Annotated in this window: 28 protein-coding genes and 3 pseudogenes; 15 read left to right on the top strand and 16 right to left on the bottom strand. The window is 68.6% G+C overall.

All coding sequences use genetic code 11. From position 1 onward, the window contains the following. Positions 1-18 precede the first annotated feature (18 nt). Complete coding sequence (locus ACFJGX_RS02500) at positions 19-1,128, top strand: magnesium transporter CorA family protein (protein ID WP_382322835.1); 1,110 nt, start codon at positions 19-21, stop codon at positions 1,126-1,128. Between the two features lie 4 nt (positions 1,129-1,132). On the opposite strand, the gene ACFJGX_RS02505 is transcribed toward ACFJGX_RS02500, so the two are convergent. The 4 genes from ACFJGX_RS02505 to ACFJGX_RS02520 are packed head-to-tail and all read right to left on the bottom strand — an operon-like array spanning position 1,133 to position 4,012. Continuing rightward, entirely contained in the window at positions 1,133-1,783 is a 651-nt protein-coding gene (locus tag ACFJGX_RS02505) for a glutathione S-transferase family protein (RefSeq protein WP_382327659.1), read from the bottom strand. 5 nt (positions 1,784-1,788) lie between these two features. After that, positions 1,789-2,694 carry an amidohydrolase gene (locus ACFJGX_RS02510; protein WP_382322833.1) on the bottom strand — a complete coding sequence of 302 codons (906 nt, stop codon included), beginning with the start codon at positions 2,692-2,694 and terminating at the stop codon, positions 1,789-1,791. Positions 2,695-2,698: 4 nt separating this feature from the next. Beyond that, entirely contained in the window at positions 2,699-3,382 is a 684-nt protein-coding gene (locus tag ACFJGX_RS02515) for a dienelactone hydrolase family protein (protein ID WP_382322832.1), read from the bottom strand. 30 nt (positions 3,383-3,412) lie between these two features. Further along, positions 3,413-4,012, bottom strand: a complete 600-nt coding sequence (locus tag ACFJGX_RS02520; RefSeq protein WP_382322831.1) for a 2-hydroxychromene-2-carboxylate isomerase — start codon at positions 4,010-4,012, stop codon at positions 3,413-3,415. A 96-nt stretch (positions 4,013-4,108) separates the two neighbouring features. Here ACFJGX_RS02520 and ACFJGX_RS02525 point away from each other — a divergent pair, with 96 nt between their 5' ends. From ACFJGX_RS02525 to ACFJGX_RS02535, 3 genes are read left to right on the top strand one after another with little or no spacing between them, the layout of a single operon-like run. After that, positions 4,109-4,858 carry an SDR family oxidoreductase gene (locus ACFJGX_RS02525; RefSeq protein WP_382325837.1) on the top strand — a complete coding sequence of 250 codons (750 nt, stop codon included), beginning with the start codon at positions 4,109-4,111 and terminating at the stop codon, positions 4,856-4,858. Position 4,859: 1 nt separating this feature from the next. Continuing rightward, positions 4,860-5,357 (top strand): MaoC family dehydratase, encoded by a 498-nt coding sequence (locus ACFJGX_RS02530; protein ID WP_382322830.1) that lies wholly within the window; start codon positions 4,860-4,862, stop codon positions 5,355-5,357. Positions 5,358-5,386: 29 nt separating this feature from the next. Beyond that, positions 5,387-6,007, top strand: a complete 621-nt coding sequence (locus tag ACFJGX_RS02535; RefSeq protein ID WP_382163174.1) for a MarC family protein — start codon at positions 5,387-5,389, stop codon at positions 6,005-6,007. Here ACFJGX_RS02535 and ACFJGX_RS02540 read toward each other — a convergent pair. The 11 genes and pseudogenes from ACFJGX_RS02540 to hpaR all read right to left on the bottom strand — a co-directional run bounded on the left by ACFJGX_RS02540 (position 5,996) and on the right by hpaR (position 14,663). Then, positions 5,996-7,003 (bottom strand): 2-dehydropantoate 2-reductase, encoded by a 1,008-nt coding sequence (locus tag ACFJGX_RS02540; protein WP_382322828.1) that lies wholly within the window; start codon positions 7,001-7,003, stop codon positions 5,996-5,998. The genes ACFJGX_RS02535 and ACFJGX_RS02540 overlap by 12 nt on opposite strands. Before the next feature lie 4 nt (positions 7,004-7,007). Continuing rightward, positions 7,008-7,895, bottom strand: coding sequence for a class II aldolase/adducin family protein (locus tag ACFJGX_RS02545; RefSeq protein ID WP_382327661.1), 888 nt, complete (start codon positions 7,893-7,895; stop codon positions 7,008-7,010). 12 nt (positions 7,896-7,907) lie between these two features. After that, positions 7,908-8,726, bottom strand: coding sequence for an aldolase/citrate lyase family protein (locus ACFJGX_RS02550; protein ID WP_382327663.1), 819 nt, complete (start codon positions 8,724-8,726; stop codon positions 7,908-7,910). Positions 8,727-8,743: 17 nt separating this feature from the next. Then, positions 8,744-9,571: a 2-oxo-hept-4-ene-1,7-dioate hydratase gene (gene hpaH / locus ACFJGX_RS02555; protein ID WP_382163182.1), complete on the bottom strand. Its 828-nt coding sequence runs from the start codon at positions 9,569-9,571 to the stop codon at positions 8,744-8,746. Positions 9,572-9,575: 4 nt separating this feature from the next. After that, a complete protein-coding gene (locus ACFJGX_RS02560; protein WP_382322825.1) occupies positions 9,576-10,022 on the bottom strand; it encodes a 5-carboxymethyl-2-hydroxymuconate isomerase in 447 nt (148 codons plus the stop codon). Positions 10,023-10,033: 11 nt separating this feature from the next. Then, positions 10,034-10,957, bottom strand: coding sequence for a 3,4-dihydroxyphenylacetate 2,3-dioxygenase (gene hpaD, locus ACFJGX_RS02565; protein WP_382322824.1), 924 nt, complete (start codon positions 10,955-10,957; stop codon positions 10,034-10,036). A gap of 312 nt (positions 10,958-11,269) precedes the next feature. Further along, positions 11,270-12,747 (bottom strand): annotated as a pseudogene (hpaE, locus tag ACFJGX_RS02570) (5-carboxymethyl-2-hydroxymuconate semialdehyde dehydrogenase). Positions 12,748-12,755: 8 nt separating this feature from the next. Continuing rightward, entirely contained in the window at positions 12,756-13,529 is a 774-nt protein-coding gene (locus ACFJGX_RS02575) for a fumarylacetoacetate hydrolase family protein (RefSeq protein WP_382322823.1), read from the bottom strand. Then, entirely contained in the window at positions 13,526-13,978 is a 453-nt protein-coding gene (locus tag ACFJGX_RS02580) for a fumarylacetoacetate hydrolase family protein (protein WP_382327665.1), read from the bottom strand. The genes ACFJGX_RS02575 and ACFJGX_RS02580 overlap by 4 nt, the downstream gene beginning before the upstream one ends. Beyond that, the gene (locus ACFJGX_RS02585) at positions 13,948-14,175 is read right to left on the bottom strand and encodes a hypothetical protein (protein WP_382327667.1); all 228 of its coding nucleotides are present in this window, start codon (positions 14,173-14,175) and stop codon (positions 13,948-13,950) included. The genes ACFJGX_RS02580 and ACFJGX_RS02585 overlap by 31 nt, the downstream gene beginning before the upstream one ends. After that, complete coding sequence (gene hpaR / locus ACFJGX_RS02590) at positions 14,172-14,663, bottom strand: homoprotocatechuate degradation operon regulator HpaR (protein WP_382322820.1); 492 nt, start codon at positions 14,661-14,663, stop codon at positions 14,172-14,174. The genes ACFJGX_RS02585 and hpaR overlap by 4 nt, the downstream gene beginning before the upstream one ends. 78 nt (positions 14,664-14,741) lie before the next feature. On the opposite strand from hpaR, the pseudogene ACFJGX_RS02595 reads away from it, so the two are divergent. Continuing rightward, positions 14,742-15,804, top strand: a pseudogene (locus ACFJGX_RS02595) (NAD(P)H-dependent flavin oxidoreductase). On the opposite strand, the gene ACFJGX_RS02600 reads toward ACFJGX_RS02595, so the two are convergent. Then, positions 15,779-16,858 carry a hypothetical protein gene (locus ACFJGX_RS02600; protein ID WP_382322818.1) on the bottom strand — a complete coding sequence of 360 codons (1,080 nt, stop codon included), beginning with the start codon at positions 16,856-16,858 and terminating at the stop codon, positions 15,779-15,781. The pseudogene ACFJGX_RS02595 and the gene ACFJGX_RS02600 sit on opposite strands and share 26 nt — an antisense overlap. A gap of 29 nt (positions 16,859-16,887) precedes the next feature. On the opposite strand from ACFJGX_RS02600, the gene radA reads away from it, so the two are divergent. The 10 genes and pseudogenes from radA (at position 16,888) to ACFJGX_RS02650 (ending at position 25,784) form a co-directional block, all read left to right on the top strand. Continuing rightward, a complete protein-coding gene (radA, locus tag ACFJGX_RS02605; protein WP_382328587.1) occupies positions 16,888-18,264 on the top strand; it encodes a DNA repair protein RadA in 1,377 nt (458 codons plus the stop codon). 60 nt (positions 18,265-18,324) lie between these two features. Continuing rightward, a complete protein-coding gene (locus ACFJGX_RS02610; protein ID WP_382163201.1) occupies positions 18,325-18,759 on the top strand; it encodes a glycerate kinase in 435 nt (144 codons plus the stop codon). A 52-nt stretch (positions 18,760-18,811) separates the two neighbouring features. Beyond that, positions 18,812-19,762, top strand: a complete 951-nt coding sequence (locus ACFJGX_RS02615; protein ID WP_291116073.1) for a branched-chain amino acid transaminase — start codon at positions 18,812-18,814, stop codon at positions 19,760-19,762. A 10-nt stretch (positions 19,763-19,772) separates the two neighbouring features. Then, positions 19,773-19,979, top strand: coding sequence for a zinc-finger domain-containing protein (locus tag ACFJGX_RS02620; RefSeq protein ID WP_382322817.1), 207 nt, complete (start codon positions 19,773-19,775; stop codon positions 19,977-19,979). Positions 19,980-20,087: 108 nt separating this feature from the next. Next, entirely contained in the window at positions 20,088-21,158 is a 1,071-nt protein-coding gene (gene rfbB / locus ACFJGX_RS02625; protein WP_382322816.1) for a dTDP-glucose 4,6-dehydratase, read from the top strand. Next, the gene (gene rfbD / locus ACFJGX_RS02630; RefSeq protein ID WP_382322815.1) at positions 21,155-22,075 is read left to right on the top strand and encodes a dTDP-4-dehydrorhamnose reductase; all 921 of its coding nucleotides are present in this window, start codon (positions 21,155-21,157) and stop codon (positions 22,073-22,075) included. The genes rfbB and rfbD overlap by 4 nt, the downstream gene beginning before the upstream one ends. Further along, positions 22,072-22,959, top strand: a complete 888-nt coding sequence (gene rfbA / locus ACFJGX_RS02635) for a glucose-1-phosphate thymidylyltransferase RfbA (protein WP_382322814.1) — start codon at positions 22,072-22,074, stop codon at positions 22,957-22,959. Before rfbD ends, rfbA begins: the two co-directional genes overlap by 4 nt. Beyond that, positions 22,956-23,495 (top strand): dTDP-4-dehydrorhamnose 3,5-epimerase, encoded by a 540-nt coding sequence (gene rfbC, locus ACFJGX_RS02640; RefSeq protein WP_382322813.1) that lies wholly within the window; start codon positions 22,956-22,958, stop codon positions 23,493-23,495. Before rfbA ends, rfbC begins: the two co-directional genes overlap by 4 nt. Before the next feature lie 26 nt (positions 23,496-23,521). After that, positions 23,522-24,820: a nucleotide sugar dehydrogenase gene (locus tag ACFJGX_RS02645; RefSeq protein ID WP_382322812.1), complete on the top strand. Its 1,299-nt coding sequence runs from the start codon at positions 23,522-23,524 to the stop codon at positions 24,818-24,820. A gap of 9 nt (positions 24,821-24,829) precedes the next feature. Further along, positions 24,830-25,784: pseudogene (locus tag ACFJGX_RS02650) on the top strand (Gfo/Idh/MocA family protein). The last annotated feature ends 23 nt before the right edge of the window (positions 25,785-25,807 follow it).

Below are 25,807 nucleotides of genomic sequence, written 5' to 3' on the forward strand. Positions count from 1 at the left end.
CCAGGCACCCACCCCACCATGCGCATCTTCCACGTCCTGCCCGGCTCGGTGAACGAATCCGGCGCCCTGCCCATGGTGTTGCCGGAGAAAGGCTACATCTGGATCGCCTGCGGGCGGCGCGAGTTCGAGCTGGAACAGGGCGCGGTGCAGTCCACCCTGCAGGTGCTGTGCGGCATGACCCTGGTGGACCTGCACATCGCCGACCTGCTGAACAACCAGCTGCCCTCGCACTACGACTACACCTCGCAGTACGACATCCTGGTGTTCCGCCGGCTGGCCGCCGGCCACAGCGAGACCGACCTCGCCCACCCCGGCGAGGTGCTCACCCAGTCCGTCAAACGCGGCGGCCCGCCCGTGCTGCGGCGCATCGACACCAGCCCGGTGGGCTTCGCGGTGTTCGACCGCGTGCTGCTCACGGTGCACCCCGTCGGCTGCCAGGCGCTGGAACAGTACGCCACGCGGCTGCTCTCGGCCGCCACCGCCGCTTCGCGCGCGGCCGGCGTGCACCTGCCGCCCAGCCCGGCCGACCTGATGCTGCGCATCGTCAACCAGATGGTCGACGGCTACCTCGCGCTGCGCCGCGAGCTCACGCGCCAGCTCGACCACTGGCAGACCGAACTGCTGATGCCCAAGGCCCGCTTCAGCAACTGGGGCTCGCTGCTGGACGCGCGCATCTCGCTGCACCAGCTCGACGAGATCTGCGAGGACCAGCGTTCCGCCATCCAGGACTGGAACGAGAACCTCGCCACCTGGGAGCCGACCGACGCGATCGGCGGGCAACGCGGGCTGGAGCTGCTCAAGGTGCGTTCGCGCGATGTGCTCGAGCACATCGAGCGCGTGGTGCACCACGTGCGCCGGCTGGAGCAGAACGCGGAAACCGCGGTGCAGATGCACTTCTCGGCGCAGAGCAACCGCACCAACGACATCATGCGCACGCTCACCGCACTGACCGCCATCTTCCTGCCGCTGAACCTGATCGCGGGCATCTTCGGCATGAACTTCCAGTTCATCCCGCTGCTGCACCAGCAGACCGGCTTCTGGTGGGCCATCGGCTCCATGGCACTGACCGCCGTGGTGCTCGGCGTGCTGTTCTGGCGCAAGCGCTACCTGGTGCGCACAAGCCGCTGAAGCCTCACACGTAAGGCGGCGCCAGGCCCTCATTGCGCAGCACCCGCTGCACCGATGGCCTTGCCAGCATGCGCTGCAGGTACGGGCCCAGGTGCTGACGGTCCCGCGCCGGCGCGCTGGGGAAGTTGCGCGTCCAGCGGCACAGCGTGAACACGTAGGCATCGAGCAGCGTGAACTGCTCGCCCATGAACCATGGACCGCCACGGCGTTCGATTTCGGCATCCAGCTGGTTGAGCAGCGGCCCCACGCGGGCCTGGGCGTTGCGCTGCACTTCCGCGGCGACCTCGGTGTGCCCGGTATCGGCCCAGCGCTCGGGGTAGAAGTAGACGATGAGCGTGGCCTGCAGCGTGTTGGTCAGCCACATGAGCCACTTGTAGGCATGGGCACGGTCGCGCGTGTCCATGGGTGGCATCAACGCGGCCTTCGGGTGAGTGTCGCTCAGGTGCAGGCAGATCGCGGCCGTTTCATACAGCACCAGATCACCGTCGACCAGCACCGGGATCAGGCCGTTCGGGTTGAGCGCGAGGTAGGCCGGCGTCTTGTGCCCACCGTTCTGTTTGTCGACCAGCACGCGCTCGTAGGGCACGCCGATTTCTTCGAGCAGGATGTGCGGCACCATGGCGGCGCTGCTGGGGGCGAAGTGCAGTTGGATCATGGGATTCAAGGGGTGGGTGGGGGCACGCCAAAGAGCTTCGCGCCATTGTCCCAGGCGATGCGCCGCGCCACGTCGGCCGGCAGCCCGCCCAGCCAGGTGCGGTAGCCCTTCATGAGCTCGTCGTAGTACAACCAGCGCTGGTTGATCCAGGTGTCCGAGCCGATCAGGAAACGGTCCGGGTACTTGAGCAGCAGCGCGCGCCATTCGGGACAGAGCTGGCCGTCGGCGCAGGTCAGGCCGGGGCGGTACGACAGCTCGCCCACCAGGCGCGGGTAACGCGCGAAGAGTTCGTCCACCCGCGCCACCGGCGTGCCACCGATGCCGGTGTGGGCCCAGATCAGGAGCGACCTGCGGCCCTTGGAAGGCGTGTTGGCCATCAGCAAGTCGATCGCCGCATCGTCCACGTGCGCGAGGATGGCAAGGTCCTTCTCTTCGGCCAGGGCCATGAGCTGTTTGGCCACCGGGCCATTGGCGTTGGCGCTGTCGTACAGGTGGAATTCGCCCAGGCCGCGGTAGGGCCCGGCGGGCGTGCCGCGCTGGAGTTCGGCGTTGACCATTTCGACGATGGTGGGGTCGCGGAACCAGTTGTTGTAGTCGGCGCGGTCGCGGTACAGGCGCACGAAGGGCACGACCGCGACACCGGCCTTGCGCGTCTGCTCGCGCGCGCTGGCCAGCGCCTTGGTGCCGTCGTTGGGCCGCGAGTTGGCGACGATGGCGCGCACCCCGTTGCGCTGCATGCGGTCGAGCACATCGGCCATGGGGTGCGGGCAGCCCGGGGCCGGTGTGTCGTGCGTGCAGGCTTCGTTGTTGTAGTGCAGGTGCGCGTCGAACAGCGGGCCGCTGTAGTCGGCGGCCGCCACGCCCGCGCAGGCCCCGATCAGCAGCCCCAGCGATGCCGCGGCGCGCCACACGGTGTCAGCCCAGGTGTTGCGCGAAGAAAGCCAGCGTGCGCTCGCGCGCCAGCTTGGCCGCCGCCTCGTTGTACGAGCCGCGCTGGTCGCAGTTGAAGCCGTGGTTGGCGTCGTACACGTGCACCGTCACGCCGGGCTGGGCCTTCTTGAAGGCCTCCACCGTGTCGAGCGGAATCCAGTGGTCCTGCGCGCCGAAATGCACCATCACCGGCACGGTGGGCCGGCGCTCGAGCTCCGCGCCCACCGTCATGCCGCCACCGTAGTACGGCGCGGCGGCGGACAGTCCCTGCAGCGCGCTGGCCGAACGCCAGGTGAGCAGGCCACCCCAGCAGTAGCCGAGGATGCCGACCTTGCCGGCCTGCGCCGCGTGCTGGATCGCGGCCTGGATGTCGGGCATCACGCCCGGCGCCGGCAGGCCTTCCACGGCGGCCTTGAGCTCCATGCCGGCCTTCATGTCGGCCTCGGTGTAGCCGAGTTCCACACCGGGCTTGGCGCGGTGGAAGGTGTGCGGCGCGACCACGAAGTACCCATCGGCCGCGTAGCCGTCGGCCACCGAGCGGATGTGCGAGTTCAAGCCGAAGATTTCCTGCAGCAGCACCAGGCCGCCCTTGGCCTTGCCGCTGGGCTGGGCCACGTAGGCCGGGCATTTGAAGCCGTCGGCGGAGGTGAGTTCGATCGTCTGACCCATGGTGTTTCTCCTGTTGTCGGGTTGAAAAAGTCAGGCGCGCAGCCGGCGCGCCACGAAGTCGAGGCGGTCCTGGCCCCAGAACAGTTCACCGTCGATGACGTAGCTGGGCGCGCCGAACACGCTGAGGTCGATGGCGGCCTGCGTGTGCCCGTCGTAGCGCGCCTGCACCTCGGGCTGCCGGGATTGCGCCAGCCGCGCGGCATCCAGACCGGTCTCGGCCAGCAGGGCCGCCAGCGTGGCGTCGTCGGCGATGTCGCGCTGCTGTGCCCAGACGGCGGCCAGCACCGCGCCGGTCAGGCGCATCGCGGCCTCGTCGCCGTCGTGCTGGGCCACGGCGGTGATCAGCCGCGCGGCGGGGTCGCCCGCCACGGGAAAGAAGCGGGGCTCGGGGTGGAGCGGGATGTCCAGCGCCTCGCTGAAGCGGCGCAGCTCGAGCAGGCGGTAGGCCTGGCGCTGCGGCGCGCGCTTCTGCAGGGGCAGCCCGCCGGACAGCGGGAAGATCTTGCCCAGGTCCATGGGCCGCACGCGCACGGCCGTGCCGGTCTCGCGCAGCAAGGCCGCAAAACGCGCGTGGCCCAGGTAGGCCCAGGGGCTTTGCGGGACGAAGTAATAGTCGACTGTGCGACGCATGTCGGTCTCCTGTCGCTGTTGTAATGGCAAGCTCGGTGGCGAGCCCGTGTTGTACGCGATGCCACCACATTCTGCAGGAGACGGGTTATGGCTGAGATGACAGGCCGGGCGCTGCTGGTCACCGGGGGCGGGCGCGGCATCGGCGCGGCCACCGCCGGGCTGGCCGCGCGGCAGGGCTGGGCGGTGGCGGTGAACTACACCGCGAACTCGCTCTCGGCCGACGAGGTGGTGCGCGCGATCCGCGCCGAGGGCGGCACGGCCATGAGCGTGCAGGCCGATGTGGCGGACGAAGAGCAGGTGCTCGCGATGTTCGCGAAGATCGACGCCAAGCTCGGCCGCCTGCACGGCCTGGTGAACAACGCGGGCGTGGTCGACGTGACGGCCCGCGTGGACGAGATGAGCGTGGCGCGCTGGCGCCGCATGTTCGACATCAACGTGATCGGCTCGATGCTGTGCGCGCGCGAGGCGGTGCGCCGCATGAGCACAAAACACGGCGGCGAAGGCGGGTCCATCGTGAACCTCTCCAGCGCGGCCTCGCGCCTGGGCTCGGCCGGCCAGTACGTGGACTACGCGGCGGCCAAGGGCGCGATCGACGCCTTCACCATCGGCCTGGCGCGGGAAGTCGCGAGCGAGGGCGTGCGCGTCAACGCGGTGCGCCCGGGGCTGATCGAGACCGGGATCCACGCCTCGGGCGGCCTGCCCGACCGGGTGCGTGACCTGAAACACCTGGTGCCCATGCAGCGCGGCGGCCGGGCCGACGAAGTGGCGCAGGCCATCGTCTGGCTGCTGTCCGACGCCGCGAGCTACACCACCATGACCCTGATGGACGTCTCTGGAGGACGCTGACATGACCACGACCACAAACACCCCCGACACCTCGCACATCAAGTACTGGTGGGAAGACCTGCAGGTCGGCGAGACACGCGACCTGGGCACCATCACGCCGACCGAAGAGGAGACGGTGGCCTTCGCGCGCCAGTTCGACCCGCAACCCTTCCACCTCGACGCCGAGGCCGCCAAAGCCTCGGTGTTCGGCGCGCTCAGCGCCAGCGGCTGGCACACCTGCGCCATGGCGATGCGGCTGATGGTGACCAACTTCCTCAACGAAAGCTCCAGCCTGGGCTCGCCCGGCCTGGAGAGCGTGAAGTGGCTCAAGCCGGTGTTCCCGGGCGACACGCTGCGGTTGCAGCACACGATCCTGGAAAAACGCCCCATGAGCAAGCGCCTGGACGTGGGCCTGGTGCGCACCACCTGGGAGATGTTCAACCAGCACGGCGACAAGGTGCTCTACATGGAGGGCTACGGCATGTTCCGGCGACGCGAGCCTGGCCAGCCGGCCGCCTGATCAGGCGGCCATGCCCCACAATCCTGGGCATGGATTTCAAGCCACTCATCACCCTGCTGGCGATCGTCAACCCGCTGGCGATCGTGCCCTTCTTCATCCACTACACGCAGGGCTTCTCGCGCCAGCAGCGGCAGCGCACGGTGATGATCTCGGCCTTCAGCGCCTTCGCGGTGATCGCCACCTGCGCCGTCATCGGCCTGCAGATCCTGGAGTTCTTCAGCATCTCGCTCGCGAGCTTCCAGGTCGGCGGCGGCATGCTGCTGCTGACCTCGGCACTGTCCATGCTCAACGCGCGGCCGGCGGAGGCCAAGGCCACCGACCAGGAACTGAGCGACACCTCGGCGCGCACCTCCATCGCGGTGGTGCCGCTGACCATCCCGCTGCTCACCGGGCCGGCCACCATGTCCACCGTGGTGATCTACGCCGACCAGGCCAAGACCTTCTTCCAGCACGCCGCGCTGGTGGGTTACGGCGTGGTGATCGCCCTGGCCACGGCCATCTGCTTCACCTTGGCCGAGCCGATCGCGCGCTTCCTGGGCCAGACCGGCATCAACGTGATGACGCGGCTGATGGGCCTGATCCTGGCCGCGCTGTCGGTCGAGGTGATGGCGACCGGCCTGGTGAAGCTGTTCCCAGCGTTACTGGGCTGAGGGGTAGAGGTTCAGCGTCTGCGCCTGCAGGCGCGAGAGGCCCAGCAGCGCGTCGGTGAACGGCGTGGGCACGCCGGTGAGCTGGCCGAGTTCGCGCACCACGGTCACCAGGGCGTCGAGTTCCACCGGCTTGTGCGCCTGCACGTCCTGCAGCATCGAGGTCTTGAACGCGCCGAGCTTGAGCGTGACCGCGTGGCGGTCTTCGGGCTGCTGGTCGATCGGGATGCCGATGCGCGCCCCGATGTCCTTGGCCTCGAGCATGACGCGGCTGATGAAGTCGCGCACCAGTGGGTCACCCAGGATGCGGTCGGTGGTGGCGCCGGTGAGTGCGCTCACGGGGTTCACCGTCATGTTGCCCCAGAGCTTGTACCAGACGTCTTTCTGGATCTGCGGCGACACCGTGGCGTTGAGCCCGGCGCGCCGCAGCAGCTCGGCCAGGGCCGCCACCCGCTCGCTGGACTCGCCCGAAGGCTCGCCAAGAATGAGGCCGTTGCCGAAGTGGTGGCGGATCACGCCGGGCGCGTCCACCGAGCAGCTCGCGTGCACCACGCCGCCGATGACGTGGCGCGCCGGGATGCAACGCTCGATCTCCCCCTCGGGGTCCACCGTTTTCAGGCGCGTGCCGGCACGCTCGCCGCCAAAGCCGTTGAAGAACCACCAGGGCACGCCGTTCATGGCGGTGAGCACCACGGTGTGGCGGCCGATCAGCGGCGCGATGCCGCGCGCGAGGTCGGGCAGCGAAGGGGCCTTCACGGCCACGATCACGAGGTCCTGCACGCCCAGGGTCACGGCGCTGGCGGCGGCCTGCACCGGCGCGCCCTGCAGCTGGCCGTCCTGGTGCAGCTGCAGGCCATCGCGCTGCAGGGCCGCGAGCGTCTCGCCGCGCGCGAGCGCGCTCACGATGCAACCGGTGTGCGAGAGCCGCACGCCGAGCCAGCCGCCGATGGCGCCCGCGCCGACGATCGCCACGCGCTGAAAGTCAGGGGAAGAGGTCAAGGGCTCACTCCAGGTAGCTGCGGTCCAGGCGGTTCACCTGCCGGACCAGCGCGTCGAACACGTCACGGCCGGCGCCGTGGTGGGGGTTGAACTGCAGCGCGTCGCGCGTGCATTTTTCCGCAATGGCCTCGGGCACCGGCAGGGCCGCCTGCGCGCCGCCCATCGAGAACGTCGCCATCTGGATTTCGCAGGCGCGCTGCAGCGTCCAGAGGATGGCGAAGGTCTGCGGCAGGGTGGCGCCCCAGGCCAGCAGGCCGTGGTTGCGCAGGATCACGGCCGGGCGGTCACCAATGCTTTTGAGCAGGCGCGGCGCTTCGTCCGCGTGGATGGTGATGCCTTCGAAGGTGTGGTACGCCACCATGCCGTGCAGCTGCGCGGTGTAGAAGTTGGTCTGCTGCAGGCCGTCCTTCAGGCAGGCGACGGCCACGCCGGCGGTGGTGTGGGTGTGCATCACGCAGTGCGCACCGGGCAGGCCGTCGTGGATGGCGGCATGCACCGTGAAACCGGCCGGGTTGACCGGGTGCGGCGAACCGTCGAGCACGTCGCCCTGCAGGTTGATCTTCACCAGGTTGCGCGCCGTGACCTCGCTGTAGTGCAGGCCGAAGGGGTTGATCAAGAACTGCTTTCCACAGGCCCCCACGCTCCCCGCTTCGCGTGGTTCGCTGCCCCCCGAGGGGGCTGCCCCGCCTTGGGGCGGCCCGGCGGCGGGTCGGCCTTCTTCCTCCCCCGTCACGCTGGCGGGTAGGCGCAGCGTGATGTGGTTGTAGATCATCTCGGTCCAGCCCAGCATGGCGAAGACGCGGTAGCAGGCGGCGAGCTCGACGCGCGCGGCCCATTCGTCCGGGTGCATGCCGGCGGGCGTGGCGGTGGTGGTGGGCAGGGCGGCGTTCATGGGGGTGGTCTCCTAGTACACACTGCCCTTGGCCTGGGCAGGCACGGCGGGCGCATCGGTCTTGAAGCGCGCGGCCAGGGCGCTGGTCTGGCGCGCGAGGATCTGGGTGTCCAGCCCCACGGCCACGAACACCGCGCCCAAGGCGAGGTAGTGGCGCGCCTGGGCCTCGTCGGTGGTCAGGATGCCGGGCGCCTTGCCGGCGCGCAGGATGCGCGCGATAGCGTCCTCGATCGCGACCTGCACCTCGGGGTGGCCCGGGTCGCCCACGTGGCCGAGCGAGGCGGAAAGGTCGGCCGGACCGATGAAGACGCCGTCCACGCCGGGCGTGGCCGCGATGGCATCAAGCTGCTGCAGGGCCTCGCGCGTCTCCGCCTGCACCAGCAGGCAGACCTGGGCGTTGGCCTCTTTCGCGTAGTTCGGGTAACGGCCCCAGCGCGAGGCCCGGGCGCCGGCCATGCCGCGAACGCCGCCCTGGCCGTCGTTCTGCGGGTAGCGGCAGGCGCGCACCAGTTGGGCCGCCTGCTCGGGCGTGTCCACCATGGGCACCAGCAGGGTCTGCAGGCCGACGTCGAGGTACTGCTTGATGATCGCCGCATCGCCCACGGGCACGCGCGCGATGGCGTGCGCGCCCGGGTAGGCGGCGATGGCCTGGGCCTGCGACAGCAGGTCCTGCAGGCCGTTGGGCGAGTGCTCGCCGTCGATCAGCAGCCAGTCGAAGCCGGCACCGGCGCAGATTTCCGCGCTGTAGGGGTTGGCCAGGCCGAGCCAGAAGCCGATTTGCGCGCGGCGCTCGGCGAGCGCCTGTTTGAAGGGGTTGACGGGGGTTTGCATGGGGTGGGGAGAGAAACTCAGACGAACTGGAACCGAAGACTGCCGAGCGGGCCGTAGTCGGCCTCGAACAGGTCGCCCTGGCGGGCGGCAACCGGCCGGGTGAACGAACCGGCCAGCACGATCTGGCCAGGCTGAAGCGATTCGCCCCAGGGCGCGAGCTTGTGCGCCAGCCAGGCGATGCCGACCGCCGGGTGGCCTTGCACCCCGGCGGCCAAGCCGGTTTCTTCCACCACGCCGTTCTGCCGCAGGATGGCGCCGCACCAGGGCAGGTCGAGGGTGAACGGGTCGGCGCGGTAACGCAGATCGCCCTCGCCGATCACGATGCCGGCGTTGGCCGCGTTGTCGCTGATGGTGTCGAACACCTTGCGCATCACCTTGGTGTGGCGGTCGAACTGCTCGATGCGCGCATCGATGATCTCGATGGCGGGCGTCACGTACTCGGTGGCCGCGAGCACGTCTTCCACCGTCACGTCCTTGCCCTGCAGAGGCGACTTGAGCACGAAGGCGAGCTCCACCTCCACGCGCGGCGCGATGAAGCGCGACGTCGGGATCTGCAGCACCTCGCCCGCCGAGGCGGTGAAGCGCATGCTGTCGAGCAGGGTGCCGTAGTCGGGCTCGTCGATCTGGCTGGAGATCTGCATGGCGCGGCTGGTGAGGCCGATCTTGTGGCCGATCACCTGCTTGCCGGCGGCCACCTGCAGGCCCACCCAGGCACGGCCGACGCGGTAGCCGTCGTCGACCGTCATGCCGGGAAAGCGTTTGGAGAAGTGCTCCAGCGGCACGCGGCTGCGTTCCGAAGCGTCGAGCTCGGCCGCGAGCCGCTGGATGAGGGTGTCGTCGAGCATGGGGTCAGCTCCGGTTGAACAGCGGGTGCAGGGAACTGGTCTTGGCGTCGAACACCTCGTGGCCCTCGTCCACTTGCACGGTGATGCCGATGGCGCGCGTGGCGAGCTGCACGGCGAAGTGCGCCTTCACCACGGCCTGCAGCGCCTCGCCCACGCGCTGGTGGGTGACGGCGCTGCGGCCCTGGGCCATGCGCACGTTCATGTAGACGAAGGCGTAGTCGCCCCCCAGGCCGGCGGCGATGCCGGCCGCGCCGCCGTCCGAGATGGCGCTGTGCGCCGCCGGGTAGGCCAGCACGCGCGTGCCACCGGTGGGGAAGACCTGCTTGTCGGCCTCGTCGCGCACCGCGAGCATGGCGTCGCACAGCTCGCGGCAGAGCGCGCCCATGTCGGTACCGCCTTCTCTGGCGGGCTTGTCGAGGTTGGGGGTGTAGAGGATGACGAGGTGCGGCATGGGTGGCGTTCTCAGAGTCGGGAGACGGCCTGGTATCCCTTGGCCGACGAGGCCTGTGCGGCGGGGATGGCCGCGCCGGTCTGCGGCGTGACGGGGAAGACGGCGTTGATCTGGCCGGTGCCGGAGGCGCCGAAGTACGGGGTGATGACCTCGGCCTGGCCGTCGTAGTCGCTCCAGCCGAGGGCGCCGAGCATCATGGCGGTGTCGTGCATGAAGCCTTCGCCGTGGCCCTTGGCGGCGTACTCGGGCAGCATTTCGCAGAAGGCTTTCCACTCGCCCTGCTCCCACATCTCGACGACGCGGCGGTCGAGCGTTTCGAGGAAGGGGGTCCAGATCTTGAAGGCGAAGTCGGGCGCAAGGCCGTTCTGCGCGAAGCGGTGGCTGAGGGAGCCGCTGGCGAAGAAGGCGACGGTGCCGTCGTAGTGGTCTTCGACGGCCTTGCGCATGGCCCAGCCGAGGCGCGCGCTGTCGTTGAGGTAGTGCGACTGGCACAGCGCCGAGACCGAGACGGCCTTGAAGTGCTGGTCGGCGTTCATGTAGCGCATGGGCACGAGGGTGCCGTATTCGGGGCCGAGGGTGGTGGCGTCGTGGGCCAGGGTTTCGACGCCGTGCTGGTTGCACACCTTGGCGAGCAGCTGGCCGAGTTCGGGGTTGCCCGGGATCTCGAACGGCATGTTGCTGATGAAGTGGGGCAGCTCGTTGCTGGTGTAGGTGCCCTGGAAGTGGGGCGCGCAGTTGAGGTGGTAGCTGGCGTTGACGAGCCAGTGGGTGTCGAAGACGACGATGGTGTCGACACCGAGTTCGCGGCAGCGGCGGCTGATTTCCACGTGGCCGTCGATGGCGTCCTGCCTCGTGCCCTTTCTCGGGCCGTCGAGTTCGCTCAGGTACATCGACGGGACGTGGGTGATCTTTGCGACGAGTGCTAGTTTGCCCATGATCGGTCCTCTGGCTTTTTGTAGATGCTCCGTGGGTTTGCCAGTGGGGGTGGCCGCCTCCGCTCATGTCCTCCGGTCTGGGCTGCGCCCAGCCCTCCCCCTTTACTTCGCTGCGGCGGCCACCCCCACTGGCAAACCCACTGCGGACCGCGCGCTCGACGGAGCTTGTGTGCCAGCGCCGTTTCGGATCGGGCGGGCAGGGCGTTCTGCGCAGCGGGGTAAAGGAGGAGACGGCACCAGCCGTCGGGGGACACCCGCGGAGCAGAGCGCCCTGCTCGTTCGATCCCGCCCACCCGTTGGAGCGAAAGCATTTCAGACACCCCAGTGGGGAATGTGATGCGACCCGAGAGACACAGCGACGTTCTTGGGCTCCAGGAACACCTCATAACTCCAGGTACCCCCTTCGCGCCCCGTGCCGCTCGCCTTGGTGCCACCAAACGGCTGGCGCAGATCCCGCACGTTCTGCGAGTTGACGAAACACATGCCCGCCTCCACGGCCGCCGCCACCCGGTGCGCACGCCCCAGGTTCTCCGTCCACACATAGCTCGAAAGACCGTACTGGATGTCGTTCGCCAGCTCGATCGCATGCGCCTCGTCGCGGAACGGAATCAGGCATGCCACCGGGCCGAAGATTTCCTCCTGCGCGATGCGCATGCGGTTGTCCACGTCCGCGAACACCGTCGGCCACACGTAGTTGCCCTGCGCAGCGCGCGAGGACAGCTCCGGCGCGTACGACGGCCGGTCCAAGCCGCCGCACAACATCGTGGCGCCCTCCTTCGGGCCCAGCTCGATGTAGCTGCGCACCTTGGCCAGGTGCGCCTGGCTGATCATCGGGCCCACGATGGTCTTCTCGTCCAGCGGATCGCCCACCGTGATGCGCTTGGCGCGCTCCACGAACTTCGCCACGAAGTCGGCGTAGATGCTCTGCTGCACCAGGATGCGGCTGCCCGCCGTGCAGCGCTCGCCGTTGTTGCTGAAGATCATGAACACCGCCGCGTCCAGCGCACGGTCCAGGTCCGCGTCGTCGAAGATCACGAACGGGCTCTTGCCGCCCAGCTCCATGCTGAACTTCTTCAAGCCCGCGCTCTGCACGATGCGGTTGCCCGTGGCCGTGGAGCCGGTGAAGGAGATCGCGCGCACGTCCGGGTGCGCGCACAGCGGCTCGCCCGCGTCCTTGCCGTAACCATGCACCACGTTGAGCACACCCGCCGGAATGCCCGCCTCCAGCGCCAGCTCGCCCAGGCGCGCGGCCGTCAGGGGCGACAGCTCGCTCATCTTCAGCACCGCCGTGTTGCCGAACGCCAGGCAGGGCGCGACCTTCCAGGTCGAGGTCATGAAGGGCACGTTCCACGGGCTGATGAGCGCGCACACGCCCACCGGGTGGAACAGCGTGTAGTTCAGGTGCGTGGGCGTGGGGTAGGTGCTGGCGATCCACCCGCGTGCACATCTCGGCGAAGTAGTGGAAGTTGTCGGCCGAGCGCGGCACCAGCTGCTTGCCGGTCTGCGCGATCACCTGGCCACAGTCGTTGGTTTCGGTCTGCGCGATCTCGGGCACGTTCGCCGCGATCAGCTCGCCCAGCTTGCGCATGAGCTTCGCGCGCTCGGTGGCCGGCAGGCCAGCCCATTTCGGGAACGCGTCCTTCGCGGCCTGCACGGCGGCGTTGATTTCCGCCGCGCCGCCCGCGCTGACCTCGGCCAGCACGTCCTGCGTGGCGGGGTTGAGGGTCTCGAAGCTCGCGGCGCTGGCGCACGGCCTTGCCGTTGATGAGGTGCTGGATCGTCGTCGTCATGCTGCGGTTCAGGGGTGTTGGGTGATGGTGTTGACGAGGTCGCCGATGCCTTCGATGGACGTGACGATCACGTCGCCGGGCCGGCAGTCGACCACGCCGTCGGGCGTGCCGGTGAGGATGAGGTCGCCGGGTTGCAGCGTCATGAAGGCGCTGAAGTACTCGATCAGCGTGGGCACGTCGAAGATCATGTCGCGCGTGCTGCCCTGTTGCGTCACCTCGCCGTTGACGGTGGTGCGCAGCGCGAGGTTCATCGGATCGGGCACGTCGGCCGCGTCCACCAGCCAGGGGCCGATGGGCGTGCAGGTGTCGCGGTTCTTGGCGCGCAGGTTGGGTCGGTACCAGTTTTCCAGCACGTCGCGGATGACGTAGTCGTTCGCCACCGTGTAGCCGCCCACGAAGTCCAGGGCGTCGGCCCTCTTCACCCGCTTGGCGGTGCGCCCGATCACCACCGCGAGCTCGCACTCGTAGTGCATGAAATCCACGCCGGGCGGGCGCCGCGTGAAGCCGCGGTGGCCGGTGAGCGAGGCCTCGCCCTTGACGAAGGCCAGCGGTTCCTCGGGCGCCTTGAAGGCCAGTTCCTTCGCGTGGTCGGCGTAGTTCAGGCCGAGCGCGAGCACGGTGCGCGGGCGCTGCGGCGGCAGGGGCTGCAACGGTGGCAGCCAGACCACGTCGTCAAAGGCCACGCGGCGGCCTTTCAGGGCCGGTGTGAGCAGTTCGAGCTGGCCGTCGGACTCGATGGCGTCGTGGACCGCGCCGGCCCAGGCGATGCGGGCGCGCTTCATGCGGCCACCTCCTGTGTGAAGCTGTGCAAGGTGGGCGCGAAGCCCGGGGCGGTGATCTCCACCGTGTCGCCCGGGTGCACCAGCGGGCGCGTGCCGTCGGCCAGGCAGTCGGAGCCCAGCATCAGCACGTCGCCCGGCCGCAGGGTCATGAACTCGCTCACGTCGGCCAGCAAGGTGGCGGCGTCGCGCAGCAGTTCGGCCAGGACCGTGGTCTGGCGGTGCACGCCGTTGATGTGCAGTTCGATCTGCAGATCGACCAGCCCGGCCAGGCCTCCGAGCTGTGCGATGGGCACGCACTCGGCGCCCACGCCGAGGAAACCGTCGATGCAGCGCGCCTTGACGGGCGGGCGGTAGTAGCTCTCGTGCGCGATGGCCACGTCGTTGAACAGCACCGCGCCGAGCACGCTGCCCTCGCCCATCACCAGGCCGAGCGAGGCCGCCACCTGCACCGCCGCACCGGCGGGCAGCGCGATGGCCTGGCCAGGGGCGTGAAGGTGTTGGCGGTCTTGACGTAGAGCACCGGCGCTTTCGGCGGCGCCTTGTAGGGCGCCTCGTGCATGCGCGGCGCCCACAGAGCGTGTTCGCGCTGGAAGTTGAGCAGGGTGCCGTAGACCGTGCCGGCCGGCATCCAGGGAATCGGGTTCATGCGGCGTCGTCCTCCAGGCCATCGGCCTCTTCGGTGTTCAGGGGTTGTTCGAGCGCGATCACCTCGTCGAGCAGGGCGTAGAGCTGCGCCAGCCGGGCCTTGCCCAGGCGCTGCTCCATCCAGGCGTAGTGCGCCTCGATGGTGCTGGAGAGGCCCTTCACCAGCTTGAGCCCCGCTGGCGTGGCGCGCACCACGGTGCGCCGCGCGTCCTGCGGGCAGCGGCTGCGCGCGATCAGGCCGTCGCGCTCCATGCGGGTGAGCACGCCGGTGAGGCTGGGGCCGAGCAGAAAGGCCTCGCGCGCCACGCGCCCGGTCTCCACCCCGCCAGGCAGCTGCGCGTGTTCGCCCAGCACGCGCAGCACGCGCCACTGCTGGTCGGACAGGCCGTACTGGCGCAGGCTGGGCCGGGTGTGCAGCATCACGGCCTCGCGCGCTTCGAGCAGCAGGCGCGGCAGGTTGCGGTGGATGAAAGGGGTGGTGTCGTCCATTTATTTAATATATTAAATGATTATTCTGGAAACAAATCAAGGGTTTACCCGGAACGGCGGCGCGGTGAGAATGCGCGCATGAACGCACTCACTGCCCTGCTCGGTACGGAATACCCCTTGATCCAGGCGCCGATGGCGGGCGTGCAGGGCGCGGCCCTGGCGGTGGCGGTGAGCAACGCGGGCGCGCTGGGCTCCCTGCCCTGCGCCATGCTTTCGCCCGAAGCCATGGACCGCGAGCTGACGGCACTGGCCTCCGGCACCGAGCGGCCGTTCAACGTCAACTTCTTCTGCCACGCACCACCCGAGGCCGACGAAGCGCGCGAAGCGGCGTGGCGCGCCTGGCTGGGCACCTACTACCGCGAAGCGGGGCTGGACATCGATGCCGTGCCGACCGGGCCGGGCCGCGTGCCATTCAACCGCGCGGCGGCCGACATCCTCGAACGCTTCCGGCCCAAGGTGGTGAGCTTCCATTTCGGCTTGCCCGACCTGGACCTGCTGGACCGCGTGAAGGGCTGGGGCAGCGTGGTGCTGTCCTCGGCCACCACGGTTGAAGAGGCGCGCTGGCTGGAGGCCTTCGGCGTGGACGCCATCATTGCCCAGGGCGTCGAGGCCGGCGGCCACCGGGGCATGTTCCTCACGGACGACCTCACGACGCAGGCCGGCACTTTCGCGCTGCTGCCGCAGATCGTGGCGGCCGTGGGCGTGCCGGTGATCGCGGCCGGCGGCATTGCCGATGCGGCGGGCGTGGCCGCGGCCATGGCGCTGGGCGCCTCGGGCGCGCAGGTGGGCACGGCTTTTCTGTGCTGCCCCGAAGCCACCACCAGCGCGCTGCACCGCGCGGCTCTGCAGAGCGAGGCGGCGCACCACACCGCCCTCACCCACCTGTTCACCGGTCGCCCCGGCGCGCGGCATCGTCAACCGCGTGATGCGTGAGCTCGGCCCCATGAACCCGGTCGCGCCGGCGTTCCCGCTGGCCACGGCGGCCATGGCGCCGCTGCGCGCGCATTGGGAGGCCAAGGGCAGCGGCGACTTCTCACCGCTGTGGTCGGGTCAGAACGCGAGTGGCTGCCGGGAGGTGCCTGCGGCGGAGCTCGTGCAGGAACTGATTCAGGGGTTCACGCCAGATCGCGCTGCGCGTTGAGCCAGCGCTTGAGCCGCGCGGGATCCTCCGCCTGCTCGAGGTCGCGCGCCAGCTGAGCCAGGGCGCCCTCCAGCGCGCGCGTCTCATCGATCCGGCTCTGCAACAAGGTGTTGGCGTTGGTTGACACGCCCTCTGGCAGATCGAACTCGTCCGACAGCGCGCTCTGCCGCGCGGCGCGCTCGCGCTCCAATGCCGCCACCTGGGCCTTGAGCAAAAGCGTGAGCGAGGCCAGGCGCTCGTCGGACAGCTGCTGCCCGGCAGCGGGGTCGGCGAGCTCGGCGCGGGCCTGGATCTGCAGCAGCGCGACCAGGTCGCGTTGTTCGTAGGCGGCGTTGGCCTCGCTCATCAAGGCCGTCTTTCGCAACCGCGCCTGCGGGTCGGTCTCGCGGTCGGGGTGCAGGGCACTGGCGAGCTGGCGGAACAGGCGGCGCAACAAGGTGTCGGCATCGTGCTGCTGGGTCTGGCGCGCCGCGGCGCCAGGCTTCTTGCGTTCGCGCCGGGCTTGCGCGGCCCCCCGGCGCTGCTGCTGCGCATCCGCCTGAGAACGCCGCAGGCGCTCCATGCCGGCGTGCAGCAGTTGTTCGGCGCTGAGGTTCTGGCCCTCGTCGTCCAGTGGCTCGCCCAGCACCGCCTCCAGGCGCTGGCGCAGCGCATCGGCCGAGTCCTGTTGGAGTTGCGCCAGGGTGCGTGGGCTGTGGCGGTCGTGCAGTTCACGCATCGCGGCGTCCCCCGCTTCGGCCAGGGCGCGCACCAGGCGGCGCAGCAGCGCGCGCGCGGTGTCGGCCTGCACGCGGCTCAGCAGCTTGCCTTGCAGTTGACCGTCCAGCGCCAGGGCCAGCGCGCGCTGGTCCCGGGCCAGCTGCCGGCGCAGTGGGTCGACCGCCTGGTGGCGTTCCTGGCGGTGCTGCTGCGCGAGCGCATCCATCTCGGCCAGCTGGCGCTTGAGTTTGTCGATGCGGGTGAGTTGCAGGTTGTAGGCGCGCGCGGCGGCCGACAGCGCTTGCGCGCCGGGAGGCAGCACTTGCAGGGCGGCGGCGGGAACAGGTGGGGACATGAGGGTGTCGACTATATTTGCCCGGCACCATCGCCAAAGACAAAACCCAATACATCTGCAACGAATGCGGCGGCACCAGCCCCAAGTGGCTGGGCAAATGCCCGCACTGCAACGCCTGGAACACCCTGGTCGAATCGGTCGCGGAATCGACCGCCCCGGCCAAGAACCGCTTCGCTTCGCTGGCGAAGACGGCCGAGGTCACCACCCTGGCCGACATCGAGGCCACCGACGTGCAGCGCACGCCCACCGGCCACGACGAGCTGGACCGCGTGCTGGGCGGCGGCATCGTGGAGGGTGGCGTGGTGCTGATCGGCGGCGACCCGGGCATCGGCAAGTCCACGCTGTTGCTGCAGGCGCTGGACTCGCTGCAGCGCGCCGGCCTGAAGACGCTCTACGTGACCGGCGAGGAAAGCGGCGCCCAGGTGGCCCTGCGTTCGCGCCGGCTCGGGCTGGACGGCTCGCAGGTCAGCGTGCTGGCCGAGATCCAGCTCGAGAAGATCCTGGTCACGCTGGACGCGACACGGCCCGCCATCGCTGTGATCGACTCGATCCAGACCGTGTACTCCGAGCAGCTCACCTCGGCCCCGGGCTCGGTGGCGCAGGTGCGCGAGTGCGCGGCCCACCTCACGCGCGCGGCCAAGGCCAGCGGCACGGCCATCGTGCTGGTCGGCCACGTGACCAAGGAAGGCGCCCTCGCCGGCCCGCGCGTGCTCGAGCACATGGTGGACACGGTGCTGTATTTCGAAGGCGACACCCACAGCAGCTTCCGCCTGATCCGCGCGATCAAGAACCGCTTCGGCGCGGTGAACGAGATCGGCGTGTTCGCGATGACGGAAAAAGGCCTCAAGGGCGTGAGCAACCCGAGCGCGATCTTTCTCTCGCAGCATTCCGAGCCGGTGCCCGGCAGCTGCGTGATGGTGACGCTGGAGGGCACGCGGCCCATGCTGGTGGAGATCCAGGCACTGGTGGACAGCGGCGGCCCCAGCCCCCGGCGCCTGTCGGTCGGCCTGGACCGCGACCGCCTGGCCATGCTGCTGGCGGTGCTGCACCGCCACGCGGGCGTGGCCTGCATGGACCAGGACGTGTTCGTCAACGCGGTCGGCGGCGTGCGCATCAGCGAGCCGGCGGCCGACCTGGCGGTGATGCTGGCCATCACCTCCAGTCTGCGCGGCAAACCGCTGCCCAAGGGCTTCCTGGCCTTCGGCGAGGTGGGCCTGGCGGGCGAGGTGCGCCCCGCGCCACGCGGCCAGGACCGGCTCAAGGAAGCCGCCAAGCTGGGTTTCAGCGTGGCCGTGGTGCCCAAGGCCAACCTGCCGCGCAAGAACGACAAGGCCTTCGAGGGCCTCACGGTGCACGGCGTGGACCGGATCGAGGAAGCCATGGAACTGGCGCGCAGCCTGGCCTGAGCCGGGCCATCCGTACTTGCCGCAAACGGCCCGCCCCGGCCAGCAACGACAATCCCCTTTATGCGATTCCAGAAACTGCTTTACCTCGCGGCCGGCCTGGGCCTGCTGTATTTGTCCCACCGCACCTACGGCTGGCCCGGGGTGGCCGCCGTCGGCGGCGGCCTGACCATGTGGCTGCTGCTGCACTTCACCCGCCTCATGACGGTGCTCAAGCGCGCGTCCGACCGCCCCATCGGCTACGTGGACAGCGCGGTGATGCTCAACGCCAAGCTCAAGCCCGGCGTCACCCTGATGCACGTGATGGCCATGACCCGCTCGCTGGGCGAGCGGTTGTCCGAAGAAAGTGTGCAACCCGAGGTCTACCGCTGGCGCGACAACGGCGACTCGACCGTGACGGCGGAATTCCTCAACGGCAAGCTGCAGGGCTGGAAGCTGCACCGCCCCGCCACGGATGAGGCCCCGGCGGCACCGGAGGGTGGCAGCCCGACACCGTAAAATCATGGGTTTGGCAGCCGGACTGCCCCACGAACAACCCAAGGACCCCCACATGAGCCCCATCGTTCCCTCGATGTCCGACCGCGACGGCAAGATCTGGATGGACGGCCAGATGGTGGATTGGCGCGACGCCAAGATCCACGTGCTGACCCACACCCTGCACTACGGCTGTGGCGCCTTCGAGGGCGTGCGCGCCTACAACACCCAGGGTGGCACCGCGATCTTCCGGCTCGAGGAACACACCGAGCGCCTGTTCAACAGCGCCAAGATCCTGCGCATGAAGATCCCGTTCACGCAGGACGAGGTGAACGAGGCCCAGAAGGCCGTGGTGCGCGAGAACAAGCTCGAGAGCTGCTACCTGCGCCCGCTGACCTGGATCGGCGACAAGAAGCTGGGCGTGTCGCCCAAGGGCAACACCATCCACCTGATGGTCGCGGCCTGGGCCTGGGGCGCCTACCTGGGCGACGAAGGCCTCAAGCGCGGCATCCGCGTGAAGACCAGCAGCTACACCCGCCACCACGTCAACATCACCATGACGCAGGCCAAGGCGGTGAGCAACTACAGCAACTCCATCCTGGCCAACATGGAGGCCACCGACGAGGGCTACGACGAGGCCCTGCTGCTGGACTCCAGCGGCTTCGTGAGCGAAGGCGCCGGCGAAAACATCTTCGTGGTGAAAAACGGCGTGATCTACACGCCCGACCTCTCGGCCGGCGCGCTCAACGGCATCACCCGCAACACGGTGTTCCACATCGCCAAGGACCTGGGCCTGGAGATCGTGCAGAAGCGCATCACCCGCGACGAGGTCTACATCGCCGACGAGGCCTTCTTCACCGGCACCGCGGCCGAAGTCACCCCGATTCGCGAACTCGACCGCATCGAGCTGGGCAAGGGCGACTACGTGGGCAGCCGCGGCCCCATCACCGAGAAGATCCAGAGCGCGTTCTTCGACATCGTCAACGGCCGCAACCCCAAGTACGCCCACTGGCTGGCCAAGGTCTGAGGAACACGCCATGAGCAAAGCAGCCGTCGAACTCAAGGCCTCCGACCTCAACGCCCATGGAGGCGTGTTCTGCCCCAGCCCGCTGGCCGACATGAAGCTGTGGAACAGCCACCCCAAGGTCTACCTGGACGTGGCCGTCACGGGCGAGGCGAAGTGCCCCTACTGCGGCACGGTGTACCGCCTGAAGGCGGGCGAGACCGTTTCACACGGTCACTAAACGAACACGGCGGCCGCCCGGAAGCCCCGGGAGACCGAAGATAATGCGGTGGGCCAGGCACCCTTGACGGGCGCTTGAAGACCAACCCCCAAGGGACAGGGACAACCGATGATTCTGGTCACTGGTGGCGCCGGCTTCATCGGCGCCAACTTCGTGCTCGACTGGCTGGCGCTCCACGATGAGCCGGTCATCAACCTCGACAAGCTCACCTATGCCGGCAACCTGGAAACCCTGGCCAGCCTGCAGGGCGACGCACGCCACGTGTTCGTCCAGGGTGACATCGGTGACCACGCCCTGCTGACCCGCCTGCTGGCCGACCACCGGCCGCGCGCCGTGATCCACTTCGCTGCCGAGAGCCATGTGGACCGCTCCATCCACGGCGCGGAAGACTTCATCCAGACCAATGTGGTGGGCACGTTCCGCCTGCTCGAAGCGGTGCGTGCCCATTGGAGCGGCCTGCCCGAGGCCGACCGGTCGGCCTTCCGTTTCCTGCACGTGAGCACCGACGAGGTGTATGGCAGCCTGGCGCCCGGCGCGCCCGCCTTCACCGAAACCCACGCCTATGAACCCAACAGCCCCTACTCGGCCAGCAAGGCCGCCAGCGACCACCTGGTGCGCGCCTGGCACCACACGCACGGCCTGCCGGTGCTGACCACGAACTGCAGCAACAACTACGGGCCCTTTCACTTCCCCGAAAAGCTGATCCCGCTGATGATCGTGAACGCGCTGGCGGGCAAGCCCCTGCCGGTGTACGGCGACGGCCTGCAGGTGCGCGACTGGCTGTATGTGAAAGACCACTGCAGCGCGATCCGCCGCGTGCTGGAGGCCGGCTCGGTCGGCGAAACCTACAACGTGGGGGGCTGGAACGAGAAGCCCAACATCGACATCGTGCACACCATCTGCGCCCTGCTCGACGAACTGCACCCACGCGCCGACGGCGGCTCGTACACCGCGCAGGTCACGCACGTGAAAGACCGCCCCGGGCACGACCGGCGCTACGCTATCGACGCGCGCAAGCTCGAGGCCGAGCTTGGCTGGAAGCCGGCCGAGACCTTCGAGACCGGCATCCGCAAGACCGTGCAGTGGTACCTGGACCACCCCGACTGGGTGGCGCACGTGCAGAGCGGCACTTACCGGCAGTGGGTGCAGGCGCAATACGGGGCACCGGCCGCCGCATGAAGATCCTGCTGCTCGGCAAGAACGGCCAGATCGGCTGGGAGCTGCAGCGCAGTCTCGCGCCGCTGGGCGAACTCGTCGCGCTCGACCGGCACAGCACCGAAGCCGATGGCGGCTGCGGCGACCTTGCCCGGCCCGACGCGCTGCGCGAGACCGTGCAGCGGCTGCGCCCCCACGTGATCGTCAACGCCGCGGCCCACACGGCCGTGGAGCGGGCCGAAAGCGAGCCCGGGCTGGCGCACACCGTCAACACCGTGGCTCCCGGGGCGCTGGCCGACGCCGCGCACACCGTGGGGGCCCTGCTGGTGCACTACTCCACCGACTACGTGTTCGACGGCAGCGGCCACCTTCCCTGGCGCGAGGACGCCGCCACCGCGCCATTGAGCGTCTACGGCACGACCAAGCGCGACGGCGAGAACCTGGTGCGCGCCAGCGGGGCGCGGCACCTGATCCTGCGCACCAGCTGGGTCTACGCGGCGCGCGGCGGCAACTTCGCCCGCACCATGCTGCGCCTGGCCCAGGAACGCGAACACCTCACCGTCATCGACGACCAGTGGGGGGCGCCCACCGGCGCCGAGCTGATCGCCGACGTCACGGCCCACGCGATGCGGCAGGTGCTGCGCGAGCCCGCCTGCGCCGGCACCTACCACTTGAGCGCCGCCGGCGAAACGAGCTGGAACGGTTATGCCCGCTTCGTGTTCGACACGGCGCGGGCCCTGCACCCTGCCCTGCCCCTCAAGGTGCAGGACGTGGCGCCGGTGCCCAGCAGCGCCTTCGCGACAGCCGCCCGGCGCCCCCTGAACTCGCGCCTGGACACCACGCGCCTGTGCGACACCTTCGGCCTGGCCCTGCCCCACTGGCAGCTTGGCGTGCGGCGTATGCTTGCCGAAATCCTTGGACCCACGGGCACATCCGCATGACGCAACGCAAAGGCATCATCCTCGCAGGCGGCTCGGGCACCCGCCTGCACCCGGCCACACTGGCCATCAGCAAGCAATTGCTGCCGGTGTACGACAAGCCGATGATCTACTACCCGTTGACCACGTTGATGCTGGCCGGCATCCGCGAGGTGCTGGTGATCAGCACGCCGCAGGACACGCCGCGCTTCCAGCAGTTGCTGGGCGACGGCAGCGCCTGGGGCATGAACCTGCAGTACGCGGTGCAGCCCAGCCCCGATGGCCTGGCGCAGGCCTTCATCATCGGCGCCGACTTCGTGGGCAACAGCCCCAGCGCCCTGGTGCTGGGCGACAACATCTACTACGGACACGATTTTGCGAGCCTGCTCGCCAGCGCCGACCAGCAGGCCAGCGGCGCCACCGTGTTTGCGTACCACGTGAACGACCCGCAGCGCTACGGCGTGGTGGCCTTCGACGCCCAGGGCAAGGCCCGCAGCATCGAAGAGAAACCCGCCGAACCCAGAAGCAACTACGCGGTGACGGGCCTGTATTTCTACGACGCCCAGGTGATCGACATCGCCCGGGCCGTGAAGCCCAGCGCGCGCGGCGAACTGGAGATCACCGACGTCAACCAGGCGTACCTGGACCGGGGCCTGTTGAACGTGCAGATACTGCAGCGTGGCTACGCCTGGCTGGACACCGGCACGCACGACAGCCTGCTGGAGGCCAGCCAGTTCATCGCGACGCTGGAACACCGCCAGGGCTTGAAGATCGCCTGTCCGGAAGAGATTGCCTGGCGACACGGCTGGATCGACAGCGCACAGCTGGAGGCTCTGGCGCAACCGGTGCTCAAGAACGGCTACGGCCAGTACCTGATGCGCCTGCTCAAGGAACCGGTGCAGCGATGAAGGTCACCCCCACCCGCATTCCCGACGTGCTGATCATCGAACCCAGGGTGTTCGGCGACGCACGGGGCTTCTTCTTCGAGAGTTTCAACCAGAAGGCCTTCAACGAGGCCACGGGCCTGGACCTGGACTTCGTCCAGGACAACCACAGCCGCAGCGCCCGTGGGGTGCTGCGCGGCCTGCACTACCAGGTGCAGCAACCCCAGGGCAAGCTGGTGCGGGTGGTGCGGGGCGCGGTGTTCGATGTGGCGGTGGACATCCGCCGCCAATCGCCGACGTTTGGCCAATGGGTCGGTTGCGAATTGAGCGAGGACAATCACCGCCAGCTCTGGGTGCCCCCGGGCCTCGCCCACGGATTCCTGGTGCTCAGCGACGCCGCCGACTTCCTGTATAAAACCACCGACTACTACGCCCCGCAGCACGAACGCTGCATTGCGTGGAACGACCCCGAGATCGGCATCCAGTGGCCTGCAGGTGTGCAGCCGCTGTTGTCTCCCAAGGACCAACTGGGCACCACGCTCAGCGCGTCCGATATCTGAAAAATCCCCACCTCATCGATCTGCACATGAACCTGGATCAAAAAACCATTGCCGTCATCGGCCTGGGCTATGTGGGCCTGCCACTGGCCGTCGAATTCGGCAAGCACCGCCCTGTGTTGGGCTTCGACATCGATGCCCATCGCGTCGAGGAGCTCAGGCAAGGCCGTGACCACACCCTCGAGTGCAACGCCCAGGAACTGGCCCAGGCGAAGCAGCTGCGCTACAGCTGCGATGCCGCCGAGCTGCGGGATGCCCAGGTGTTCATCGTCACGGTGCCCACGCCGGTGGACAAGGCCAACCGGCCCGACATGACCCCGCTGGTCAAGGCCAGCGAGACGGTGGGACGGGCGCTCAAGTCCGGCGACGTGGTGATCTACGAGTCCACCGTGTACCCCGGCGCGACCGAGGAAGTCTGCGTTCCGGTCCTGGAGAAGCTGAGCGGCCTGGTCTTCAACAAGGACTTCTTCTGCGGCTACAGCCCCGAACGCATCAACCCGGGCGACAAGGTCAACACCCTGACCACGATCCGCAAGATCGTCAGCGGCAGCACGCCCGAAGTGGCGACCCAGGTCGACGCCCTGTACTCCCAGATCATCAAGGCCGGCACCTGGAAAGCGAGCAGCCTGAAGGTGGCCGAAGCGGCCAAGGTGATCGAGAACAGCCAGCGCGACCTCAACATCGCCTTCGTCAACGAGCTGTCCGTCATCTTTGACCGCATCGGCATCGACACGCTGGAGGTGCTGGAGGCGGCGGGCAGCAAGTGGAACTTCCTGCCATTCAGGCCCGGCATGGTGGGCGGTCACTGCATCGGCGTGGACCCGTACTACCTCACCCACAAGGCGGAAGAACTCGGCTACCACCCGCAGGTGATCCTCGCGGGCAGGCGCATCAACGACAACATGGCGCGCTACGCCGCGCGCAGCATGATCCGCCGAATGCTCAAGAACGGCATCGACGTGGCACGCAGCACGGTGGGCGTGATGGGCATCACCTTCAAGGAGAACTGCCCCGACATCCGCAACAGCAAGGTGGTGGATCTGGTGCGCGAACTCCAGGGCTGGAACGTGAAGGTGGTGGTGGAAGACCCCTGGGCGGATCCCGCCGAGGTGGAGCACGAGTACGGCATCAGCCTGTCCAGGCTGAGCGCCGACCAACCCGTCGACAGCCTGATCGTGGCGGTCGGGCATCAGCAGTTCCGCGAGCTTGGACCGCAAGCGCTTCGCGCCGTCTGCACCCGCACCCACGCGCCCGTGATCGGGGACCTCAAGAGTCTCTACGACCGCCATGCCCTGGACGCCCAGGGTTTCCATGTCTTCCGCTTCTGAACCATCCACATGAAGAACTTTGCACTCATCGGCGCCTCCGGCTACATCGCTCCGCGCCACATGCGCGCCATCAAGGACACCGGCCACCACCTGGCCGTGGCGTACGACATCAACGACTCGGTGGGCATCATCGACAGCATCTCGCCGCAGAGCGAGTTCTTCACCGAGTTCGAGCGTTTCCAGGAGTACGCACACCAGCTCAAGCGGCAGCCCGAAACGGCGCTGGACTACGTGGCCATCTGCTCGCCCAACTACCTGCACCATGCCCACATCGCGGCCGGTTTGCGGCTGGGCTGCGACGTCATCTGCGAAAAGCCGCTGGTGCCGACCCCCGAACTGCTCGACGAGCTGGCGCTGGTGGAGCGCGAGACCGGGCGCCGGGTGTACAACATCCTGCAGCTGCGCCACCACGACGCCATCCTGAAGCTCAAGGAAAAGGTGGCAGCGGCACCGGTGGACACCAAGTTCGACGTCGAGCTGACCTACATCACCTCGCGTGGGCGCTGGTATGCGGAGAGCTGGAAAGGCGACCCCCGCAAGGCCTTCGGCGTGCGCAACCAACATCGGCGTGCACTTCTTCGACATGCTGCACTTCATCTTCGGCAAACTGCAGCGCAACGTGGTCCACCATGCCGGTGAAGCCAAGGCCGCGGGCTACCTGGAGTACGAGCGCGCCCGGGTCCGCTGGTTCCTGTCCATCGATGCCAACGACCTGCCCGACGAGGTGAAGGGCAAGAAGACGACCTACCGCAACATCGACATCAGCGGTGAGCAGCTGGAATTCTCCGAAGGCTTCACCGACCTGCACACCACCAGCTACCGCGAGATTCTGGCCGGGCGCGGCTACGGTGTGGAAGATGCGCGCCACTGCATCGAAACGGTCAACGTCATCCGCACGTTCCGCCCCGTCCGTGCGGCCAGCGATGAAGGCCACCCTTTCCTGAGTCGGCTCGAACTCGCCTGATCGGCACGCGACAGGTCGTCGTT

It is taken from the genome of Hydrogenophaga sp. UC242_50, from assembly GCF_042697355.1.
Taxonomy (GTDB): Bacteria; Pseudomonadota; Gammaproteobacteria; order Burkholderiales; family Burkholderiaceae_C; genus Hydrogenophaga.

Excerpts from the sequence above, each read along its gene's own strand:
- ACFJGX_RS02500 (WP_382322835.1), top strand. The coding sequence starts at position 19 with ATGCGCATCTTCCACGTCCTGCCCGGCTCGGTGAACGAATCCGGCGCC.
- ACFJGX_RS02505 (WP_382327659.1), bottom strand. The coding sequence starts at position 1,783 with ATGATCCAACTGCACTTCGCCCCCAGCAGCGCCGCCATGGTGCCGCAC.
- ACFJGX_RS02515 (WP_382322832.1), bottom strand. The coding sequence starts at position 3,382 with ATGGGTCAGACGATCGAACTCACCTCCGCCGACGGCTTCAAATGCCCG.
- ACFJGX_RS02520 (WP_382322831.1), bottom strand. The coding sequence starts at position 4,012 with ATGCGTCGCACAGTCGACTATTACTTCGTCCCGCAAAGCCCCTGGGCC.
- ACFJGX_RS02525 (WP_382325837.1), top strand. The coding sequence starts at position 4,109 with ATGACAGGCCGGGCGCTGCTGGTCACCGGGGGCGGGCGCGGCATCGGC.
- ACFJGX_RS02530 (WP_382322830.1), top strand. The coding sequence starts at position 4,860 with ATGACCACGACCACAAACACCCCCGACACCTCGCACATCAAGTACTGG.
- ACFJGX_RS02535 (WP_382163174.1), top strand. The coding sequence starts at position 5,387 with ATGGATTTCAAGCCACTCATCACCCTGCTGGCGATCGTCAACCCGCTG.
- ACFJGX_RS02545 (WP_382327661.1), bottom strand. The coding sequence starts at position 7,895 with ATGAACGCCGCCCTGCCCACCACCACCGCCACGCCCGCCGGCATGCAC.
- ACFJGX_RS02550 (WP_382327663.1), bottom strand. The coding sequence starts at position 8,726 with ATGCAAACCCCCGTCAACCCCTTCAAACAGGCGCTCGCCGAGCGCCGC.
- hpaH (WP_382163182.1), bottom strand. The coding sequence starts at position 9,571 with ATGCTCGACGACACCCTCATCCAGCGGCTCGCGGCCGAGCTCGACGCT.
- ACFJGX_RS02560 (WP_382322825.1), bottom strand. The coding sequence starts at position 10,022 with ATGCCGCACCTCGTCATCCTCTACACCCCCAACCTCGACAAGCCCGCC.
- hpaD (WP_382322824.1), bottom strand. The coding sequence starts at position 10,957 with ATGGGCAAACTAGCACTCGTCGCAAAGATCACCCACGTCCCGTCGATG.
- ACFJGX_RS02575 (WP_382322823.1), bottom strand. The coding sequence starts at position 13,529 with ATGAAGCGCGCCCGCATCGCCTGGGCCGGCGCGGTCCACGACGCCATC.
- ACFJGX_RS02585 (WP_382327667.1), bottom strand. The coding sequence starts at position 14,175 with ATGAACCCGATTCCCTGGATGCCGGCCGGCACGGTCTACGGCACCCTG.
- hpaR (WP_382322820.1), bottom strand. The coding sequence starts at position 14,663 with ATGGACGACACCACCCCTTTCATCCACCGCAACCTGCCGCGCCTGCTG.
- ACFJGX_RS02600 (WP_382322818.1), bottom strand. The coding sequence starts at position 16,858 with ATGTCCCCACCTGTTCCCGCCGCCGCCCTGCAAGTGCTGCCTCCCGGC.
- ACFJGX_RS02610 (WP_382163201.1), top strand. The coding sequence starts at position 18,325 with ATGCGATTCCAGAAACTGCTTTACCTCGCGGCCGGCCTGGGCCTGCTG.
- ACFJGX_RS02615 (WP_291116073.1), top strand. The coding sequence starts at position 18,812 with ATGAGCCCCATCGTTCCCTCGATGTCCGACCGCGACGGCAAGATCTGG.
- ACFJGX_RS02620 (WP_382322817.1), top strand. The coding sequence starts at position 19,773 with ATGAGCAAAGCAGCCGTCGAACTCAAGGCCTCCGACCTCAACGCCCAT.
- rfbB (WP_382322816.1), top strand. The coding sequence starts at position 20,088 with ATGATTCTGGTCACTGGTGGCGCCGGCTTCATCGGCGCCAACTTCGTG.
- rfbD (WP_382322815.1), top strand. The coding sequence starts at position 21,155 with ATGAAGATCCTGCTGCTCGGCAAGAACGGCCAGATCGGCTGGGAGCTG.
- rfbA (WP_382322814.1), top strand. The coding sequence starts at position 22,072 with ATGACGCAACGCAAAGGCATCATCCTCGCAGGCGGCTCGGGCACCCGC.
- rfbC (WP_382322813.1), top strand. The coding sequence starts at position 22,956 with ATGAAGGTCACCCCCACCCGCATTCCCGACGTGCTGATCATCGAACCC.
- ACFJGX_RS02645 (WP_382322812.1), top strand. The coding sequence starts at position 23,522 with ATGAACCTGGATCAAAAAACCATTGCCGTCATCGGCCTGGGCTATGTG.